Here is a 17,311-nt window from a genome sequence, read left to right on the forward strand (position 1 = left end):
TTCATCAATCAGGGAGAAATAAATGTTCAAGCGCAAGATCATTCCGGTTCTCATCACCGGCCTGCTCGGTTCCGGTGTCATCTGGACGAGCACTACTCATGCTGATGAAAACACCAGCAATGTTGGTCAAATCGACGTACAAGGAGATACCAGCTACGGCTCCGGATTGATCGTGCCGGAAGAATCAAGTAAAGCACGCAGCGAAGTGAGCAAAAGCTACCTGGAGAAACAACTGCCAACTGCCAGCCCTTATCAGAACATCAGCATGCTGCCCGGTGTGAACGCGTCTTCGCAAGATGCTACCGGCCTGTTTGGCGGCAACCTGACGATCCGTGGATTTAACAGCAGTCAGATCGGTTTTACCATTGATGGCGCACCGGTAAACGACTCGGGCAACTTTGCAGTCTATCCGCAGGAATATGTGGATACGGAAAACCTGGACCAAATATTCGTCACTCAGGGTTCAACTGATACCGATGCGCCACACATCGGAGCATCAGGCGGAAATATAGGTATCGTATCGACCAACCCGACTGATTTTGCTCGCGTGATGGCCGAACAAACCGCTGGCGATCTGCGCATGTACAAGAGTTTTGTCCGCCTTGACACAGGCATGTTCGCCAATGGCGCGACCAAGGCATTCCTGTCGTTCTCTCAGGCCGGCGCGGATAAATGGCGCGGTGGCGGCAATGCCGATCGCGCGCATATCGATGCTAAAGTGGTCACCAAAATCGGTGACGCGAGCCAGGTATCTTTCGGGCTGATGTACAACAATGCGGTCAATAATTTCTTCAAGAGAGAAACCCTTACCGACTATCAAACCCAGAATTATTTCTACGATTATGCCACTACCTTTCCGGGACGCCTAACCGCAGTAAACGGCACTGCGCAAAATGAATCAACCTCAGTCAATGGCGTATCGCGTGCCGACTACTACAAACTGCAAGTCAATCCATTCAAGAACACGCTGTTGACGGCCAAAGGGAATTTCCAGTTAAATGATGCATGGCGTCTGGATGTCGAACCCTACTTCTGGCACGGTTACGGCAATGGCAGCTTTGGCACCACCTTGCAAGAAGCTTCTGGTACCGGCGTGACCAAAGTGCAGGATCTTAACGGCGACGGCGATACACTGGACAAAATCCTGATGTACCGCTCATCCATCACCAAAACCAATCGCCCTGGCGCCACAGCCAAGCTCAACTGGCAGAATGACATGCACAAGTTGGCTTTCGGTATTTGGTTCGAACGTGCTGAACATATCCAGACCCAACCATTCTCCAAAGTCGATGCCAACGGTAATCCGCTGGATATCTGGGGCGAAAGCTACCTGGCGCTGGACGGCAACGGCAACATCTATCAGGGTCGTAACCAGAAGACCATCACCACAGTAACGCAACCGTTTGTCACTGACACACTCTCGCTGATGAGCGATAAACTAAAACTGACGCTGGGACTACGCATGCCGCACACTGTGCGTGACGGCACCAACTACGCCAGTGCGGGTTACGGCCTGACCACGTATTTCACAGCATCGCGAACCTATGACGCCACGCTGCCGAGCGTAGGCGCAACTTACCAGTTATCACCCAAACAATTGGTTTTTGCCAATATCACCAAAAACTTCCGGGCACCGGCCAATTACACTTTATATGAATCCGGTAATGCACAAAATCTCGAACCGGAAACTGCTGTCAACTTTGACGTAGGTTATCGCTTTCAGGGCGACATGCTGACGTCATCCGCCACCATGTTCTACACCGACTTCAAGAATCGCCAGGCCTCTTCCAAAGACGCTACCGGCTCATCCATCACCTACAACGTCGGCAATGTGCGCGATTTTGGTGTTGAACTGGAGACAGGTACGCGACCGGTCAACGGTTTCAGCGTGTATGGCTCATTGACCTACACCAGCTCAATCATGACCTCGGATTTTGCCACTTATGACGCGGCACACAATCCGGTGATATTGCCGACATCCGGCAAGACATTTGTCGACACACCCACCTGGCTGGCCGGACTGGGTCTGAGCTACACCAAAGGCAGATTTTTCTCGGATTTCAAAACCCGCTACACCGGTATGCGCTACTCCAGCCTGATTAATGATGAACAAATACCGGGCTTTATCACAGCTGACCTGTCCATGGGCTATCACTTCAAGGATGTCAGCTTCCTGAAAAATCCGCTGTTGCGTTTTAACATCGCCAACTTGTTCAATAAACACTATCTGAATTCGATCGAGAGCACCACGACCAATGCGCAAACCTACAGCACAGTGACGGGAACTGCGCCGACATATATGCCAGGCGCGCCCCGTTTTGCCAGCATAACTTTATCGGCTGACTTCAAATAACCACTTACAGGAGACCGGGGGATTTCCCCCGGCACATACTATGCATTTTGATATCCAACTGTTGCACAGCTTCATTTTCTATTTACTGTATGGCCTGGCGGCATTGGTGACATTCATCGCCATCGAACGGTTTATCTTTTACATCTATACCATGCGCCATGCGCTACGCCTGCATCATGCACCGTCCGAGAACGGCGGAAGCAATGTCGCAGCCGAAATCGTGCGCCAGGTTCGCGATGGCCAAAAAACACCGCGGGAAGAAATGGAAGACCTGACCGAGTCCATCTACATCAAGGCGCGCACCCATCTGGTACGCCATCTGTGGGCACTGGACACTATCGTCACTGCCGCGCCATTACTTGGGCTGATAGGTACTATCTTCGGCATTATCGATACCTTTGGTGCGCTGGCACATTCCGGCATTTCCGATCCATCCGCTGTCAGTGCCGGCATCGGTACTGCCTTGTATGCTACTGCGCTGGGCATAGGCATAGGCGTAGCCTTGTACGGACTGTTTTTCTACAATCTGTTTCAGGAGCGCGTTGAACGTATCGCCGATCAGTTCAAGCTGCTCATACTCCACCATAGCCGGGAAACCAATTATGCGTAATCTTACTATCGGGCTGGCATTTCTCACCCTGCCGCTAACATTGCCCAATGCTGCTGCCGCAGCACAACTACAGGCCGGCCCCATGGTAGGCAGCGTCAGCATGCGCAGCGCGATGGTCTGGGTACAAGCGGACGCGGCCACTCAGGCCTGGCTGGAATACCGCACGCCCGATGGCAAATTGCACCAGACTGCAAAAACCTCGCTCACAGCGGCGCACCATTTCACCGGGCACCTCGCCGTCACGGGTCTGGAGCCGGGGCAGCACTATGAATATCGCATGATGTTCGACAACAAGGCCGTGGCCGATAAACTCAGCTTTAATACCCAGCCACTCTGGCAATGGCGCGCAGATCCGCCCGCATTTACAGCCTTGACCGGCTCATGCCTGTACATCAACGAGGCGCAATATGATCGCCCCGGCACTCCCTACGGCGGCCACTATGAAATTCTCAAAAACATGGCGGCAGTCAAACCGGATCTGACTGTCTGGCTGGGCGACAACCTGTATTTCCGTGAAGCGGATTACGGCAGCCCGCTGGACATGCCGCTACGCTACCAGCATGATCGCGCATTGCCCGAATTGCAGAAACTCCTGCAGACCGGCCAGCACTACGCCATCTGGGATGACCACGATTACGGCCCCAATGACAGCGACAAAAGCTTCATCTTCAAGCAGGAAAGTCTGGAACTGTTCAAGGACTACTGGGCAAACCCCAGCTACGGCTTGCCTGGCACGCCCGGCGTATTCACCAAAGTCAGCTATTACGATGTCGATTTTTTCCTGCTCGACGACCGTTATTACCGCGACAACCAGAATATGCCCGATACTGCTGACAAAGCCATGTTCGGCAAAGTGCAAATGGACTGGCTGAAAAACGCGCTGCTGTCGTCCACCGCCAGCTTCAAGATCATTGCTGCGGGCGGGCAAATGATCAACGACGAAAACAAGTATGAAGGCTGGCAATCCTATACCACCGAACGCAAGGACTTCCTCGACTGGCTGACGCAAACGCACGTCAACGGTGTGATGTTCCTGTCCGGTGACCGCCATCAGTCCGAACTAATGCGCATGCCGCGTGCCGACGCCTATCCGCTGTACGAGCTGACCTGCTCGCCGTTTACCTCGGGTACGCACAACGTTGACAGCGAGCGCAGCAATCCGGAACTGGTAGACGATACCCTGGTAGGCGAACGCAACTACTGCACGCTGAGCTTCTCCGGTCCGCTCAAAGCACGCGTCATGGATGTCAAAAGCTTTGATGTCAATGGCAAGCAAATTTGGGCAAAACAGCTGACATTGCAAGAACTCACAGCAAAACCGGTGCGATAAGGAATACCACCGCAGCAACTCGCTTCGCTGCGGTGACACGCTTCGCATCCCTGAACCGTCTCTCAGCAATCCGTCAGCATTCTGCCGCACTCCCGTCATTCGCGTTAGGTAAGCTAACGCCACCATCAATTCACGTAATGACCAAGTTCATCATGAATACACCTGCTCTAAAACAAATCTGTTTAGCGCTGGCTGCCAGCCTGCTATTATCCTCATTACCCGCCCAGGCCACCCCCGCCAAAGCGCCGACCAATTCCCGTCACGTGATTATTTTCGTGTGGGATGGCCTGCGCCCGGATTCGGTGACTAAAGTTGACACGCCCAACCTGTACCGCATGCGTACAGCGGGAGTGAACTTCACTGCTAACCACGCGACTTATCCGACCTTTACCATGATGAATGCGGCCAGCTTTGCGACTGGCAGTTTCCCCGAACATACCGGGTTCTATGGCAACACCGTGTGGCACGCCAGTGCTGCAGGCAAGGATGCACACGGCAAGCCGGTGGATTTCCAGCAACCGCAATTTACTGAGGATTACGGCATCCTCGATGCGCTCAATGCTTCCTATAACGATCATCTGCTGATGGTCGGCACCCTGTTCCAGGCAGCACAGGCACGCGGCATCACTACTGCTGCCATTGGCAAATCCGGTCCGGCCTATATGCAGGATTTCAAGCGCGGCGGGTTATTGCTGGACGAGCGCACGGTGCTACCACTGAGTCTGGCGCAGGAATTACAGGCCGCTGGCATAGCGCTACCCAAAACCACACCACTGACGGACAGCAATGCCGCGCTGGTACTGAAAGACGACAACGGTGATCCGACTGCTGCCGACAAAGTCAGCAAACTGGATGACAAAGTCACCACCGACCCTACCAATGCCAGCGGTTCGCCGTACAGCAAGGCGAACGCCTACATGATGCACGCTTATCTCGGCTATATCCTGCCAGCCCACCAGCCCGGACTGAGCGTGGTGTGGATGCGCAACCCGGATTCCACCCAGCATAATTACGGCCCCGGCACCGCCAATGCGCTGGATGCATTACACGCGCAGGATCAGCTGCTGGGCGAACTGCAAGCCAGACTCAAAGCGTTGAAAATGGCAGCCAATACCGATATCGTCGTTGTCTCCGATCACGGTCACAGTAGCGTTGCCGGGGATGCGGACTGGTTCCCGCTGCGCGTTATCGCCGACGGCAAGCCTGGTCAAACCAGCGAGCTGGCCTATTCGGTATCGGGCGATGTGCGCACGGCGGATCTGCTTACCCGCGCCGGTTTTACTGCGTTTGATGGTAATGGCTGCGTGCTGGATCCGGTGATGTCCGGCATCCGTGCCGACAACACCCCGGTTTATGTCACCCAGACGGATAATGACGGCAGCATCTGCGGTAAAGCCGGACAAAAATACACCACTGCCAGCTTCAAGGTTCCCGCTACACTGCCGCTGGATAAGCACCCTATCGTGATTGCCGCGAATGGCGGCAGTGATTATCTGTACCTGCCTGACCACGATGCAGACACCGTCGCCAAAGTCGTACGCTATGTGCAATCGCGCCCGGAATACGGCGCGGTGTTTATCGACAGCCGCTACGGCAAACTGCCCGGCACACTGCCGCTGCAACTGGTGCATCTGGAAAATACCGAGGGACGCAATCCTGACATGGTGGTGAGCTTCAACTTCAACGATAAGGCTGTCGTCCAAGGCATGCCAGGCACGGAATACGAAAGCGCCGGCAATAATCGCGGTATGCACGGCAGTTTCAGCCCTATCGATGTGCATAACACACTGATCGCTTACGGCCCGGATTTCCGCCGCAGCTATCGCGACGTAGCACCTAGTGGCAACGTCGATGTGGCACCGACCATCGCGCATATCATGGGCTTGAAACTGGCCGGAGAAGGGCATGACGGACGAGTGCTGGTGGAAGCCTTGCGCAGCACCAAGGCCAGCTATAAGCCAAAAGTGACACAGCATGTGCTGACATCATCCCGTGCTGACGATCTGAAAGTCGTGTATCCGACTGATCCGGACGGCAAGGACATCAACCACACGCAGCAGCACTACCAGATCGAGTTAAATACCCACACGCTGTATCAGCGCGGCAAGCCTTATACCTACTTTGATAGTGCAAAGGCTATTCGCAACTGAACGCAACGAGTCATTCCGGTAAGGTTGATCGTGCTCGCAACACTGACAGCCACGCCGGAATGATCAATCAGCCTGGGCGTCACGCAGCAGTACAAGGGAATACAACGACATGATCAGCCTCGATGCGGATACCGATCATCTCTCCATAGGCATGATTGTGATGACTGGATACCAGAGATAATACCTTCTGCCCTCCTGCAAGCATAAGCGTGTAGAGTATGTCTGCGCCGCGAAACGCTTTGTGCACCACTTCGGCTTGCATGGCACTTGCATCATCGTGCACAACATCATCCGGACGCAACAGCACTTCCACTTTGCATGCATTACCGCATTGCGGCGGTATTTCCCCTGCCAGAGTACCCAAAACGGTTTCTACCTGATTACCATTGCGTACAGTACCGGGTATCAGCACCCCTTCACCGATAAAATCAGCGACGAAACGGCTGGCTGGCTGGTGATAAAGATTATAAGCAGTATCCCATTGTTGCAGCACTCCATGATGCATAACGCCGATCTCGTCGGCGATAGCAAACGCCTCATTCTGATCATGCGTGACTATCAGCGCCGTGGTGTTCTGCTGCTTGAGAATGTCGCGCACTTCCTGGCCAAGCCGCTCGCGCAGCGCGACATCCAGACTGGAGAAGGGCTCATCCAGCAGCAATAGCGCCGGGCACGGCGCCAAGGCTCTGGCCAGGGCAACACGCTGCTGTTGTCCACCCGATAATTCATGGGGAAATTTACGGCCGCTGTCCGGCAGGCCTACGACCTCGAGCAGCTCTGCCACACGCTGGGCACGTTCCCGCCTGCCCACACCGTGCAGACCGAAGCCGATGTTGTCAGCCACGTTGAGATGGGGGAACAAGGCATAATCCTGAAACACCATGCCTACTCGTCTTTGTTCGGGTGGCAGCACAAAACCAGACCGGCTCACGCTGGCACCGTTAATCATGATTTCCCCGCCACTAACCGGCTCGAAGCCAGCCACGCCACGCAGCACGGTGGTTTTGCCGCAACCGGAAGGACCGAGCAGGCAGCCGATAGTGCCTTGAGCAAGCTTGAAGGAAAGGCCTTTCACCACTGCCTGGTCACCATATCCCTGGTGTATAGCCTGCACCTCCAGCTGATAAACGCCTGGCACAGGGACGGGGCACTGTATAGAACTAGTCATCTGGATTTTTCCGAGTGTTTTACCAGCAAGGCAATGGGCAGCAATCCGGCAAGTACCAGTGCCACAGCGGGCAATGCCGCACGCTCCCATTCACCTTCCGAAGTCATTTCAAATATGCGCACTGCCAGCGTATCCCAGCCGAATGGACGCGTCATCAAGGTAATCGGCATTTCCTTCATTACATCGACAAATACCAGAGCGGCAGCCGACAGCAAACCACCGCGCAACATGGGCAGATGCACGCGGCGCAACATGGCCAGCCCGGAAAAACCCAAACTGCGCGACGCCTCTTCCAGGTTACGGGTAATGCGCTGCATGGCACTGTCCATCGGATTATAGCCAACCGCTAGAAATCTGGTCAGATAGGCGGGCAGCATAACCAATAGTGTGCCCTGCAAAATCAGACCAGTGTCGATACCAAACCAGCTTTTAGCAGTACCGATCAACTGTTGATCGAGCCATGCCAGAGGAATGACGATACCCACGGCCAGCACAGCACCGGGTACTGCATACCCCAGTGTTGCGATGCGTACCATGGCAACTGTCCAGCTATCGTTATGCTGGCGCTGGGCATAAGTCAGTAACAATGCGGTCACAACAACCAGCACCGCGGACAATCCACCCAGTAACAGTGAGTGCCAGAGAAATTCGACATAACGCGCATCAAAATCCTGCACAAAAACTTTTGCCGACCAGGACAACAATTGCATTACCGGGATGATAAATGCCACCAGCAAAATCAGAGCAGCAAAACCGCTGGCCAGCCATGCGTTATACCCGCGCAGAACAATTCTATCCATGCGCGTATGTCGCCCAGCCTGCGTAAAGCGCAAACCGCGGCGCGACATTTGCTCTGCCACAATTAAGGCGAACACCAGCACTATCAGCACGGATGCCAGCTGAGATGCGCCTTGCAGCGAAAACATGCCGAACCATGTTTTGTAGATAGCCGTAGTGAATGTGTCGTAATTGAATACGGCAACCGTACCGAAATCCGCCAGCGTTTCCATCAAGGCCAGCATCAGACCTGAAATAATCCAGGGGCGTGCCAGTGGTAATGCCACCTTAAAAAATCCGGATTTCCGGCTGTAGCCAAGCGACTGCGCCACTTCCAGCGCTTGTCTCCCCTGGGTAAGGAACGCATTGCGTGCCAGCAGATAAACATAAGGGTACAGAGCCAGAACCATTACCAGGATCACGCCCCCGGCTGAACGAATGGGCGGAAACACGACCGGACCACCGGCAAATTCACGCAGCCAGGTTTGCACTGGCCCGGTGAAATCAAGCAGAGCAACGTAAACAAAAGCAGTGACATAGGCTGGCACGGCCAGTGGCAGCAACAACGCCCAGGAAAAAAAGCGCCGTCCGGGAAATTCGCATACGGCAGTCAGCCAGGCCAGGCTGACACCAAGCAGCGTAACACCAATTGCCACCCCCACCACCAGCTTCACGGTATTGCCAAGCAGACCGGGCAGCACGTATTCCAGCAGGTGCTGCCAGATTTCCCGTTCCGGATTAAACAGTGAAGCCAGTACGATTACGAGCGGGATAATAACCAGAACTGCGATCAAGGTCGCAGTCAGTCGCCAGCCATTGCCTCTCATCTATAACCGGCGCGATCCATTAATTTAACCGCCTCAGCCTGCAATTCACCTGCTTTTGCAAGGTTTACCGGGTTTTGCTTGAAGCTGCCCCAGGCGGCCACCACAGGATCAGCCTTGACGGCTGGATTGACCGGATATTCCATATTGACATCGGCAAACAGATTCTGCGCCTTGGGTGATGACAACCACTCCAGCAGTGCTACCGCTTCTTTTTCATGTTTGGCATATTTCACTATACCAGCACCGGAAACATTCACATGCACGCCGCCAGCTTTCTGGTTAGGCCAGAATACAGACAGCGGCAAGCCCGCTTTTTTCTCCATCAAGCGCCCATAATAATAGGTGTTGGCTATACCTACATCACACTGACCGGCGGCAATCGCTTCCAGCATTTTGGTATCATCCGGGAACGGATCTGTAGCGAGATTTGCAACCCAGGATTTGACGATCTGTTCTGTTTTAGCTGCGCCATGTTCTGCAATCATCATGGCTACCAGCGACTGGTTGTATACTTTTTTGGAAGTGCGCAGGCACAGACGACCCTTCCACTTAGCGTTACCCAAATCTTCGTACGTTGACAGATCGCCAGGCTTTACCTTCTGGTTGTTATAAAAAATAGTGCGGGCGCGTACCGACAACCCGAACCATTGATCACCCGGGTCACGCAAATAAGCTGGCACATTTGCATTTAATGTTTTCGACTGCACTGGCTTGAGCAGCCCCTCCTTCGCAGCCTCCCAGAGATTACCGGCATCCACGGTAATCAGCATGTCGGCAGGCGTATTCTGACCTTCCGCCTTGAGACGCTGGAGCAAAGCACCTTCTTTATCAGTAATAAACTTCACCTCCACACCCGTATCCTTGGTGTAAGCATCGAACAAAGGTTTAATGAGCTGTTCATTTCTGGCAGAGTACACGACTACTTCAGCCGCACTCACTGAAGTTGCCGCCAAACTGAGCATGGTGCTGACAAGCAAGGTTTTAAGCATATTCATCACAATTTCCTTAAAATTAAAATAACGATGAATGAATTTTACATTAAATGAGAATCACTATCAATAGTATTTATTATTTTTCAAAGCAAACCACATTGGCCTACATAAATATAACGCGACTTACATCAAGCTCCTTCAACATGCCAATCCCTGATTAATATTGGCAATGCAATTCACCTCAGCATCCCAGTAACCGGGTAAGGTATCCCACGGATTAGTCCCCGTATCGTTGGTCAGATACACCAATCCGGCATTACGACTTACCGCAAGGTTAAGATAGGTACTGAGCTGACTGCTGCTAGTCATGCTGTACACCAGATTGCCAAAATATTGACGATTGTAACCAGCAACCCACGCACTGGGTACGAAGCTGTTATATGCCCTTGCCTTACCCTCAAACACCACCAGCGCATCAGCCGTAGGCAGCGTGAGATAGGACTGCTGGGTATTGGTGCCGGGATTACCGATTACCCGATAGTTATAGTTAATGGTTTTGATCTGATCATAAATCGACTGATAATACGTGTAATGGCTAGTGTTGGCATCGTTGCTCATTTCGTCGAGGAAGATGCCGTCTACCGGATACCACGCGATATACAGATTGATATCATTGATCACGTCAGCCATGGGGCGCGTGCCATAGCCGGTGGCCACATAACCCAGCACATGGCCGCCGGCCAGGCGCACATTCTGCACTGCGCTGACATAACTGGCGTCCTGCGCGGCACCCGGCCCGGAGGCGGGATTCATGATGACAGACAGCGGAATTTTCTGAGCAGCAGTCGCCAAACTGCTCCAGCCTGCCGGGTTGACCGGCGGATCAAAATAGGCAGGAACCAGCGCTTCCAGCAACGGCTGCGCACTGACGACCTGACTTGCCAGCATGCCAGCCGCGAACATAGCTGCCACCGAACCTGTTATTGCTGTTTTCATATCCCCTCCGGTTGTATCCGTTATTGTTATAAAGGGTGAAAAAAAACTACCCCGGTTTACGTGCCACCACATCAATTAGCGCTGACATGCCATGGTGATGAGCGCCTTCACTGATGTGCTCGTCATGTTCGTGCAAATGCAGAATTTCCCAACCGGCAAGAAGCTCTCTGAGCATAGGCTCGGTATACATATTTTCAGCTGCCGATGGACCGCCAGTTTTAAATTCCAGCTGGCGTGGCGTATAGCCTTGCAGCAATAATAAGCCACCGGGCTTGAGCGCAGCTTTCATGCCCTCAAACAGGATTTTGCGACCAGCAGGATCGGCGAATTGGATAAAGATAGCAACCACGGCATCAAACCGTGCTTCACCCCACTGCCACCGCAGTAAATCGGCACACTCAAAATCCAGATTCACGCCACGCTCCTGCGCCAGCTTCTGTGCTTTCGCCAACGCTACGCTGGAGCCTTCAACAGACAACACCGACAAGCCCTGTTGCGCCATCCACACACCATTGCGGCCTTCGCCATCGGCCACCGCCAGCACGCGCTGCCCGGGAGTCAGGCGGAACGCCTGTTGCGTCAGGAATACATTTGGCTCGGTACCAAAAATAAATTCCGGTACGTTATAACGTTCGTCCCACATCGTTTATTCCTTGATTATTTAGATGCATCCAGCAATTTTTCCAGCTTGTCTGCCGGCACCATGCCCGGAACACGCTGGCCGTTGGAGAATATCAGGGTCGGAGTGCCGGAGATACGCAGCTTGTTACCATAAGCGACATTGGCATCCACCGGATTTTTGCACTTGCCATCATTCTTCGGCAACACGCCTTTCAATAACGCATCCTGCCAGGCTGCATTACGATCCGGTGCACACCAGATTGCCTTGGATGCAGCCGTCGCCTGCGGATGCAAACCGGCTATCGGGTACGGGAAAATGTAAATAGTGACGTTATCGACCTTGGTCAGCTCCTGCTCGAGCTTTTTGCAGAACGGGCACTCAGGATCAGAAAAAATAGCCAGCTTGCGACTACCATCGCCTTTTACATATTTGATTGCATTCTCGAACGGCAGGTTATCAAACTTCACTTCATTGAGCTTGGCCATACGCTCATTGGTGATATTTTTCTTGGCCTTGGTGTCCACCACGCTGCCTAAAAACACATAAGCAGCAGTTTCATCCGTGTAAATAATTTGCCCGTCAATCAGCACTTCATACAAGCCGGCATAAGGTGTTTTTGTGATGCTGCTAATTTCTGCGCCGGGGAATTGCGCTGCCAGCGTTTTTTTGATTGCAGTCTGATCAGCATTGGCGCTGCACGCCAACAAACTGCTAACCAACATTAATGACAGCACACTACGTTTAAACATATCTGATCCTTAAAAAATAAAATTGAATTAACCCAGAGCCTGGCGCATCAGCCAGGTTTTGACCGGGTTAAGATGATTGGTAAAATCCATACCGGCATTACGCAGCTTCATCAGCAGCGGGTTCTGGCTGCGGAACACATGATGCAGGCTGTCTGTTACAGTTTGCATCGCTGCGATATCACCTTTACGAGCACGTTCATAACGCCGCAGCAATGCCAGTTCACCGCAAGACGCACCACCACGCTGCTGCAATACCTGCGCCAGTTCGCGTGCATCGCGCAATCCCAGATTCACACCCTGCCCTGCCAGGGGATGTACGCCGTGAGCCGCATCGCCGATCAGTGCCAGGCCGGGCTGTACCAGCGTCGATACGCGATTGATACTCAACGGGAAAGCCGCAGTACGCCCCACTTGGGATAACCTGCCCAGTTCATGCCCGCCTGCAGCCGCCACTTCCGCGGCCAGCTGTTCCGGCGTTGCCGCCAGCAATGCCTGAGTATGCGCTGCATCGGTAGACCACACCATGGAGATATGGTTCTCCGGCAACGGCAGCCAGGCCAGCACGCCATCGGCACGGAACCACTGCCGGGCGATACCGCGGTGCGGGCGTTCCACACTGAAATTTGCCACCACACCTGACTGTAAATAATCTTCGCGCTGCGAGGTAATTCCGGCCTGTTGACGCACCCAGGACTGCCCACCATCCGCGGCAACAATCAACTTGCTGTGCAACACCGTGCCATCAGCCAGTGCCAGCCGCGCACCCGCTGCCGACCAGGCCAATTCGGCACAGCCAGCACCGGCGAACAACGTAAGATTAGACTGATCCTGCAGCACCTCCCACAAACCATACTGGATGCGACCACTCTCCATGATTGCCGCCAGTTGCGGCACGCCAGCACTATAGGCATCGAATTTCAGTGCAGCGCCACTGTCGCCGCGGATATGCATGCCATACACCGGACCGATACGGCCTTGATCCAGGGTTTGCCACACGCCCAAGGTTTGCAAAAAATCGGCACTGCCCGGGCTGATTGCATAAATACGTGTATCCCAGTCAGCAGTGGGTGGCGCTGGCGGGTGCGGCTCGATCAGCGCCAGTTTCAATCCGCTGTCACGCATGGCCGCAGCAAAAGCCGCGCCGACGATGCCGGCACCGACGATAACCACATCATAAGTTTGCGCTGTCATCCGCGAGCTCCGAATATCATGCGCCGCGCCACCATATGCTTGGCGGGCGGCACTAACTGCAGCGCCATCAATCCCAGACTGCGGCTGTGCTGCAACAGCGGATTGGCATTGGAAAAAAGCCTTACCAGCAGATCGGTAAAGAAAATACTGGCCGAGGTATCGACGCGCCGGCTGGCCTGATAGCGTTTCAGCATATCCAGACTGCCCAAGGCTTCGCGGTCGCAGTCGCGCACCATTTCCGCCAGCTCCCACGCGTCGCGCAGACCCAGATTAAAACCCTGCCCGGCAACCGGATGTAGCGTCTGCGCAGCATTACCTATCATCACCTGATGCGGCGCCACAGTATCCTGAGCATAACGCAACACCAGCGGGAAACTGGCGCGGGCGTGAACACTCAGAAAGCGTCCAACGCGATCGCCAAAATGCGCATGCAGCGCCAGTAAAAATTCGTCATCTGGCATGGCCAGCAGCTCGGTCACCCGTTGCGGGGTTGCCGTCCATACCAGCGCAAAGCCATCACCTTGCGGCAATAATGCCACCGGACCATCTGCGGTAAAGCGTTCATACGCGCAGCCCTGATGCGGCAGTTCTGTCGTTACCGAAGCCAGCAACGCGTGCTGGTCATACTCTCGCGTCACACGCTCGGCGCCACCTGCACCACCATCGGCGACCACTGCCAGCCGCGTGGTAATGTAATGCGTCGCGCCACCTTGCTCAACCTGCACTCGCGCATAGCCGGTGTTGTGCGCAATCGTTGTGACCCGTGCACCCACCACCACATCCACAGCACTGGCGCGCAATGCATCATGCAGCACACTGTCCAGCTCAGCATAATCCACCACATAACCCAGTGCCGGCAGACCTTCTTCCGTCGCGCGCAACCGGCTCATGCCCAGGCTGCCGCGTTGCGACACATGAATATCCTTGATCTCGGTCACATCATCCAGTCGCGACCATACACCCAGCCGCTCCAGGATCAGACGGCTGCCGTAGGACAAGGCCAGCGTGCGTTTATGCGCCGCCCGGCTCAGATCGGCGCGTGCCTCCAGTACCTGTACGCGCCAGTCGCTATCGGCCAGAGCCAATGCCAGAGTGGCACCCACCGGCCCGCCGCCTGCAATTACAATATCGCTATGTTCACGCATACAGCCTCCTAAAGCGCTCCCGGCCATTCGGCAACCTGCCGCTGCTGCATCCAGCTTTCAATCTCCACTACCGACTTCGGCGCATCCACGGTCAATACCTCGGCACCACCGGCAGTCACCAGCACATCATCCTCGATGCGGATACCGATATTCCAATAAGCTTCCGGCACATTATCCGCCGGACGTATATAACAACCCGGCTCTACGGTAACCACCATGCCGGGCTGCAGCTTGCGCCATTCGCCATCCTGTTTGTAATCGCCGACGTCATGCACGTCCAGCCCCAGCCAGTGCCCGGTGCGATGCATATAGAAGCGGCGATAATCGCCCGACTCGATCACGCCGTCCACACTGCCGTGGCACAGCCCAAAATCGATCATGCCCTGTACCAGCACACGTACCGCTGCTTCATGTGCGCTATTAAAATGTGACTGCGGATTGACTGCAAAAATTGCGGCAGCCTGCGCCGCCAGCACCAGTTCGTACATATCACGCTGTGCACCGCTGAATTGGCCATTGACCGGGAAGGTGCGGGTAATATCCGACGCATAACCATCCAGTTCACAACCGGCATCGATCAGCAGCAAATCACCCGCATGCAGGCTGGCGTTATTGTCTACATAATGCAATACACAGGCATTGGCGCCACCCGCCACAATAGAGGTATAAGCCGGGGATTGCGCACCATAGCGGCGGAACTCATGCAGTATCTCCGCTTCGACCTGATACTCATAGCCACCCGGCTGCGTTGCCAGCATGGCACGACGATGCGCGCCACAGGCAATCGTTGCCGAACGCCGCATCAGGTCGATTTCAAAATCGTCCTTGAGCAAACGCATCGCATCAACCAAAACACGCACATCGCGCAGCTCGGCAGGCGCAGAGACACCGCTGCGAGCCTGATCACGGACGTTATTGAGCCAGCCCAACACGCGCTGATCCCAACTGCTATCGGCGCCCAGCGCATAATGCAGCGCCGGCTGATTCGCCATCAGTTTCGGCAGGCGCTCGTCCAGCTCGCGGATGGAATAGGCTTCATCAAAACCGAATGTCTCCGCCGCCGCAGTCGGCCCATAACGGAAACCGTCCCAGATTTCACGTTCCATATCCTTGTCGCGGCAAAACAGAATTGCTTTATTGCTATCTGCCTGCAATACCACAACGGCTTCCGGCTCGGTAAATCCGGTCAGATAATAAAAGTGGCTATCAAAGCGATAAGGGAAATGCGAATCACGGTTACGCACCCGCTCCGGTGCAGTAGCCAGTACGGCAATTCCGCTGCCAAGATGCTGCATCAGGCGTTCGCGCCGCTGAATAAATGGGATGCAATCAATCATCTAATTCGTCCTCATCCTCATCATATTGCGAGTCCAGTAATCCGGCCCATTGATTTTCCAGATCAGGCAAGCGATCCAGCAGACATTGGTGCAAGGCAATCACACCTGCTGCGAACGCGGCGTAATCCGTACCACCATCCACATCCTGGGCGGCGCGCTCAAACTGCAGCAAAGCATCTTTCAGGCTGTACGCCGAGCCCAGCGCATTTTTAACCTGTTCACGCGGATGTGGGATCCATGCCCGATCAGCGACCAGCGACCGTAATTTCTCACCAACTTCCAGCAGACGTTTACGCATGCGTGACGTAGCGCCCATGCGCGTCGATTTGACTTCACCCCACACCGCCAATTCCATCAATACCAGCCAGTGCTGGCGCAACGCGTTTACCAGATCAGTATCTATTGTGACGGCGAGCTTTACTGCGTTTGCATCCATTAATGTCCGTTCCGCATATCATCAAACAACATCGCATCCAGCTCTTGCAACCGCGCCGGCGTACCAATGTCGTACCACAGCCCCGCATAACACTCGCCGCTGACCCGGCCCTGCTGCATGGCACTGCGCAACAACGGTGCCAACTTGGCCGGCTGCTCGGGGTCTAACCCGGCAAACAGCGCCGGGTGGTAACAGCCGATACCGCTAAACGTCAGGCGCGGGGTACCCTCGCTCTGCACCAGCCCATCCTTCAACGCGAAGTCGCCCTTCAGGTTGTGATGCGGGTTAGCCACCAGCACCAGATGCGCCAGTCGCTCCGCCGCCAGATCACTGCTGCATATAGGCGCAAAATCATAATCCGTCCAGACATCGCCATTCACCACCAGGAACGGCTCATCGCCCAGCATGGGCAAAGCATGAGCAATACCTCCCGCTGTTTCCAGCGCAGTCTCCTCAGGCGAATACTCGATTTCTATGCCAAAATCTGCGCCGTTACCCAGATACGCTTCAATTTGCGCCCCCAGATAGGCGTGATTGATCACCACGCGGCGGAACCCGGCGGCAACCAGACGTTGCAGATGCCAGACGATCAACGGTTTGCCACCTGCCACTAGCAAAGGTTTAGGCGTACGGTCGGTGAGTGGACGCATGCGTTCACCGCGTCCGGCCGCGAGTATCATGGCTGTAT

At 54.6% G+C, this 17,311-nt stretch carries 15 protein-coding genes; 4 read left to right on the forward strand and 11 right to left on the reverse strand.

The genetic code is table 11. The features are described 5' to 3' along the window. The first annotated feature begins 22 nt into the window (after nt 1–22). The 4 genes from EJE49_RS06015 to EJE49_RS06030 all read left to right on the forward strand — a co-directional run bounded on the left by EJE49_RS06015 (nt 23) and on the right by EJE49_RS06030 (nt 6,443). Nucleotides 23–2,353 (forward strand): TonB-dependent receptor, encoded by a 2,331-nt coding sequence (locus tag EJE49_RS06015; RefSeq protein ID WP_124949500.1) that lies wholly within the window; start codon nt 23–25, stop codon nt 2,351–2,353. 40 nt (nt 2,354–2,393) lie between these two features. Continuing rightward, nucleotides 2,394–2,963, forward strand: coding sequence for a MotA/TolQ/ExbB proton channel family protein (locus EJE49_RS06020; protein ID WP_124949501.1), 570 nt, complete (start codon nt 2,394–2,396; stop codon nt 2,961–2,963). Continuing rightward, complete coding sequence (locus tag EJE49_RS06025) at nt 2,956–4,293, forward strand: alkaline phosphatase D family protein (RefSeq protein ID WP_124949502.1); 1,338 nt, start codon at nt 2,956–2,958, stop codon at nt 4,291–4,293. The genes EJE49_RS06020 and EJE49_RS06025 overlap by 8 nt, the downstream gene beginning before the upstream one ends. Nucleotides 4,294–4,445: 152 nt before the next feature. Further along, nucleotides 4,446–6,443, forward strand: a complete 1,998-nt coding sequence (locus EJE49_RS06030; protein ID WP_124949503.1) for an alkaline phosphatase family protein — start codon at nt 4,446–4,448, stop codon at nt 6,441–6,443. A 79-nt stretch (nt 6,444–6,522) separates the two neighbouring features. Here EJE49_RS06030 and EJE49_RS06035 read toward each other — a convergent pair whose 3' ends face one another. From EJE49_RS06035 to murU, 11 genes are all read right to left on the reverse strand, one after another. Beyond that, entirely contained in the window at nt 6,523–7,611 is a 1,089-nt protein-coding gene (locus EJE49_RS06035) for an ABC transporter ATP-binding protein (RefSeq protein WP_124949504.1), read from the reverse strand. Beyond that, nucleotides 7,608–9,215 carry an ABC transporter permease gene (locus EJE49_RS06040; protein ID WP_124949505.1) on the reverse strand — a complete coding sequence of 536 codons (1,608 nt, stop codon included), beginning with the start codon at nt 9,213–9,215 and terminating at the stop codon, nt 7,608–7,610. The genes EJE49_RS06035 and EJE49_RS06040 overlap by 4 nt, the downstream gene beginning before the upstream one ends. Beyond that, entirely contained in the window at nt 9,212–10,204 is a 993-nt protein-coding gene (locus tag EJE49_RS06045; RefSeq protein WP_124949785.1) for a Fe(3+) ABC transporter substrate-binding protein, read from the reverse strand. Before EJE49_RS06045 ends, EJE49_RS06040 begins: the two co-directional genes overlap by 4 nt. A 141-nt stretch (nt 10,205–10,345) precedes the next feature. Next, the gene (locus EJE49_RS06050; protein WP_189941727.1) at nt 10,346–11,143 is read right to left on the reverse strand and encodes a spherulation-specific family 4 protein; all 798 of its coding nucleotides are present in this window, start codon (nt 11,141–11,143) and stop codon (nt 10,346–10,348) included. 46 nt (nt 11,144–11,189) lie between these two features. Next, complete coding sequence (locus tag EJE49_RS06055; protein WP_124949507.1) at nt 11,190–11,786, reverse strand: SAM-dependent methyltransferase; 597 nt, start codon at nt 11,784–11,786, stop codon at nt 11,190–11,192. A gap of 14 nt (nt 11,787–11,800) precedes the next feature. Beyond that, entirely contained in the window at nt 11,801–12,514 is a 714-nt protein-coding gene (locus EJE49_RS06060; protein ID WP_124949508.1) for a DsbC family protein, read from the reverse strand. A gap of 27 nt (nt 12,515–12,541) precedes the next feature. After that, complete coding sequence (locus EJE49_RS06065) at nt 12,542–13,705, reverse strand: UbiH/UbiF family hydroxylase (protein ID WP_124949509.1); 1,164 nt, start codon at nt 13,703–13,705, stop codon at nt 12,542–12,544. After that, a complete protein-coding gene (locus EJE49_RS06070; protein ID WP_124949510.1) occupies nt 13,702–14,850 on the reverse strand; it encodes an FAD-dependent monooxygenase in 1,149 nt (382 codons plus the stop codon). The genes EJE49_RS06065 and EJE49_RS06070 overlap by 4 nt, the downstream gene beginning before the upstream one ends. Before the next feature lie 8 nt (nt 14,851–14,858). Then, nucleotides 14,859–16,187: an aminopeptidase P N-terminal domain-containing protein gene (locus EJE49_RS06075; protein WP_124949511.1), complete on the reverse strand. Its 1,329-nt coding sequence runs from the start codon at nt 16,185–16,187 to the stop codon at nt 14,859–14,861. Beyond that, nucleotides 16,180–16,623, reverse strand: coding sequence for a hypothetical protein (locus EJE49_RS06080; protein ID WP_124949512.1), 444 nt, complete (start codon nt 16,621–16,623; stop codon nt 16,180–16,182). The genes EJE49_RS06075 and EJE49_RS06080 overlap by 8 nt, the downstream gene beginning before the upstream one ends. Then, complete coding sequence (gene murU, locus EJE49_RS06085; protein ID WP_124949513.1) at nt 16,623–17,303, reverse strand: N-acetylmuramate alpha-1-phosphate uridylyltransferase MurU; 681 nt, start codon at nt 17,301–17,303, stop codon at nt 16,623–16,625. The genes EJE49_RS06080 and murU overlap by 1 nt, the downstream gene beginning before the upstream one ends. Between the last annotated feature and the right edge of the window lie 8 nt (nt 17,304–17,311).

This window comes from Sulfuriferula thiophila (assembly GCF_003864975.1).
GTDB classification, from domain to species: domain Bacteria; phylum Pseudomonadota; class Gammaproteobacteria; order Burkholderiales; family Sulfuriferulaceae; genus Sulfuriferula; species Sulfuriferula thiophila.

Bases quoted from the DNA above. Each gene is read 5' to 3' on its own strand.
- EJE49_RS06040 (WP_124949505.1), bottom strand. From the start codon at position 9,215: ATGAGAGGCAATGGCTGGCGACTGACTGCGACCTTGATCGCAGTTCTG.
- EJE49_RS06080 (WP_124949512.1), bottom strand. From the start codon at position 16,623: ATGGATGCAAACGCAGTAAAGCTCGCCGTCACAATAGATACTGATCTG.
- EJE49_RS06015 (WP_124949500.1), top strand. From the start codon at position 23: ATGTTCAAGCGCAAGATCATTCCGGTTCTCATCACCGGCCTGCTCGGT.
- EJE49_RS06055 (WP_124949507.1), bottom strand. From the start codon at position 11,786: ATGTGGGACGAACGTTATAACGTACCGGAATTTATTTTTGGTACCGAG.
- EJE49_RS06075 (WP_124949511.1), bottom strand. From the start codon at position 16,187: ATGATTGATTGCATCCCATTTATTCAGCGGCGCGAACGCCTGATGCAG.
- EJE49_RS06070 (WP_124949510.1), bottom strand. From the start codon at position 14,850: ATGCGTGAACATAGCGATATTGTAATTGCAGGCGGCGGGCCGGTGGGT.
- EJE49_RS06065 (WP_124949509.1), bottom strand. From the start codon at position 13,705: ATGACAGCGCAAACTTATGATGTGGTTATCGTCGGTGCCGGCATCGTC.
- EJE49_RS06025 (WP_124949502.1), top strand. From the start codon at position 2,956: ATGCGTAATCTTACTATCGGGCTGGCATTTCTCACCCTGCCGCTAACA.
- murU (WP_124949513.1), bottom strand. From the start codon at position 17,303: ATGATACTCGCGGCCGGACGCGGTGAACGCATGCGTCCACTCACCGAC.
- EJE49_RS06030 (WP_124949503.1), top strand. From the start codon at position 4,446: ATGAATACACCTGCTCTAAAACAAATCTGTTTAGCGCTGGCTGCCAGC.
- EJE49_RS06045 (WP_124949785.1), bottom strand. From the start codon at position 10,204: ATGCTTAAAACCTTGCTTGTCAGCACCATGCTCAGTTTGGCGGCAACT.
- EJE49_RS06020 (WP_124949501.1), top strand. From the start codon at position 2,394: ATGCATTTTGATATCCAACTGTTGCACAGCTTCATTTTCTATTTACTG.
- EJE49_RS06035 (WP_124949504.1), bottom strand. From the start codon at position 7,611: ATGACTAGTTCTATACAGTGCCCCGTCCCTGTGCCAGGCGTTTATCAG.
- EJE49_RS06060 (WP_124949508.1), bottom strand. From the start codon at position 12,514: ATGTTTAAACGTAGTGTGCTGTCATTAATGTTGGTTAGCAGTTTGTTG.
- EJE49_RS06050 (WP_189941727.1), bottom strand. From the start codon at position 11,143: ATGAAAACAGCAATAACAGGTTCGGTGGCAGCTATGTTCGCGGCTGGC.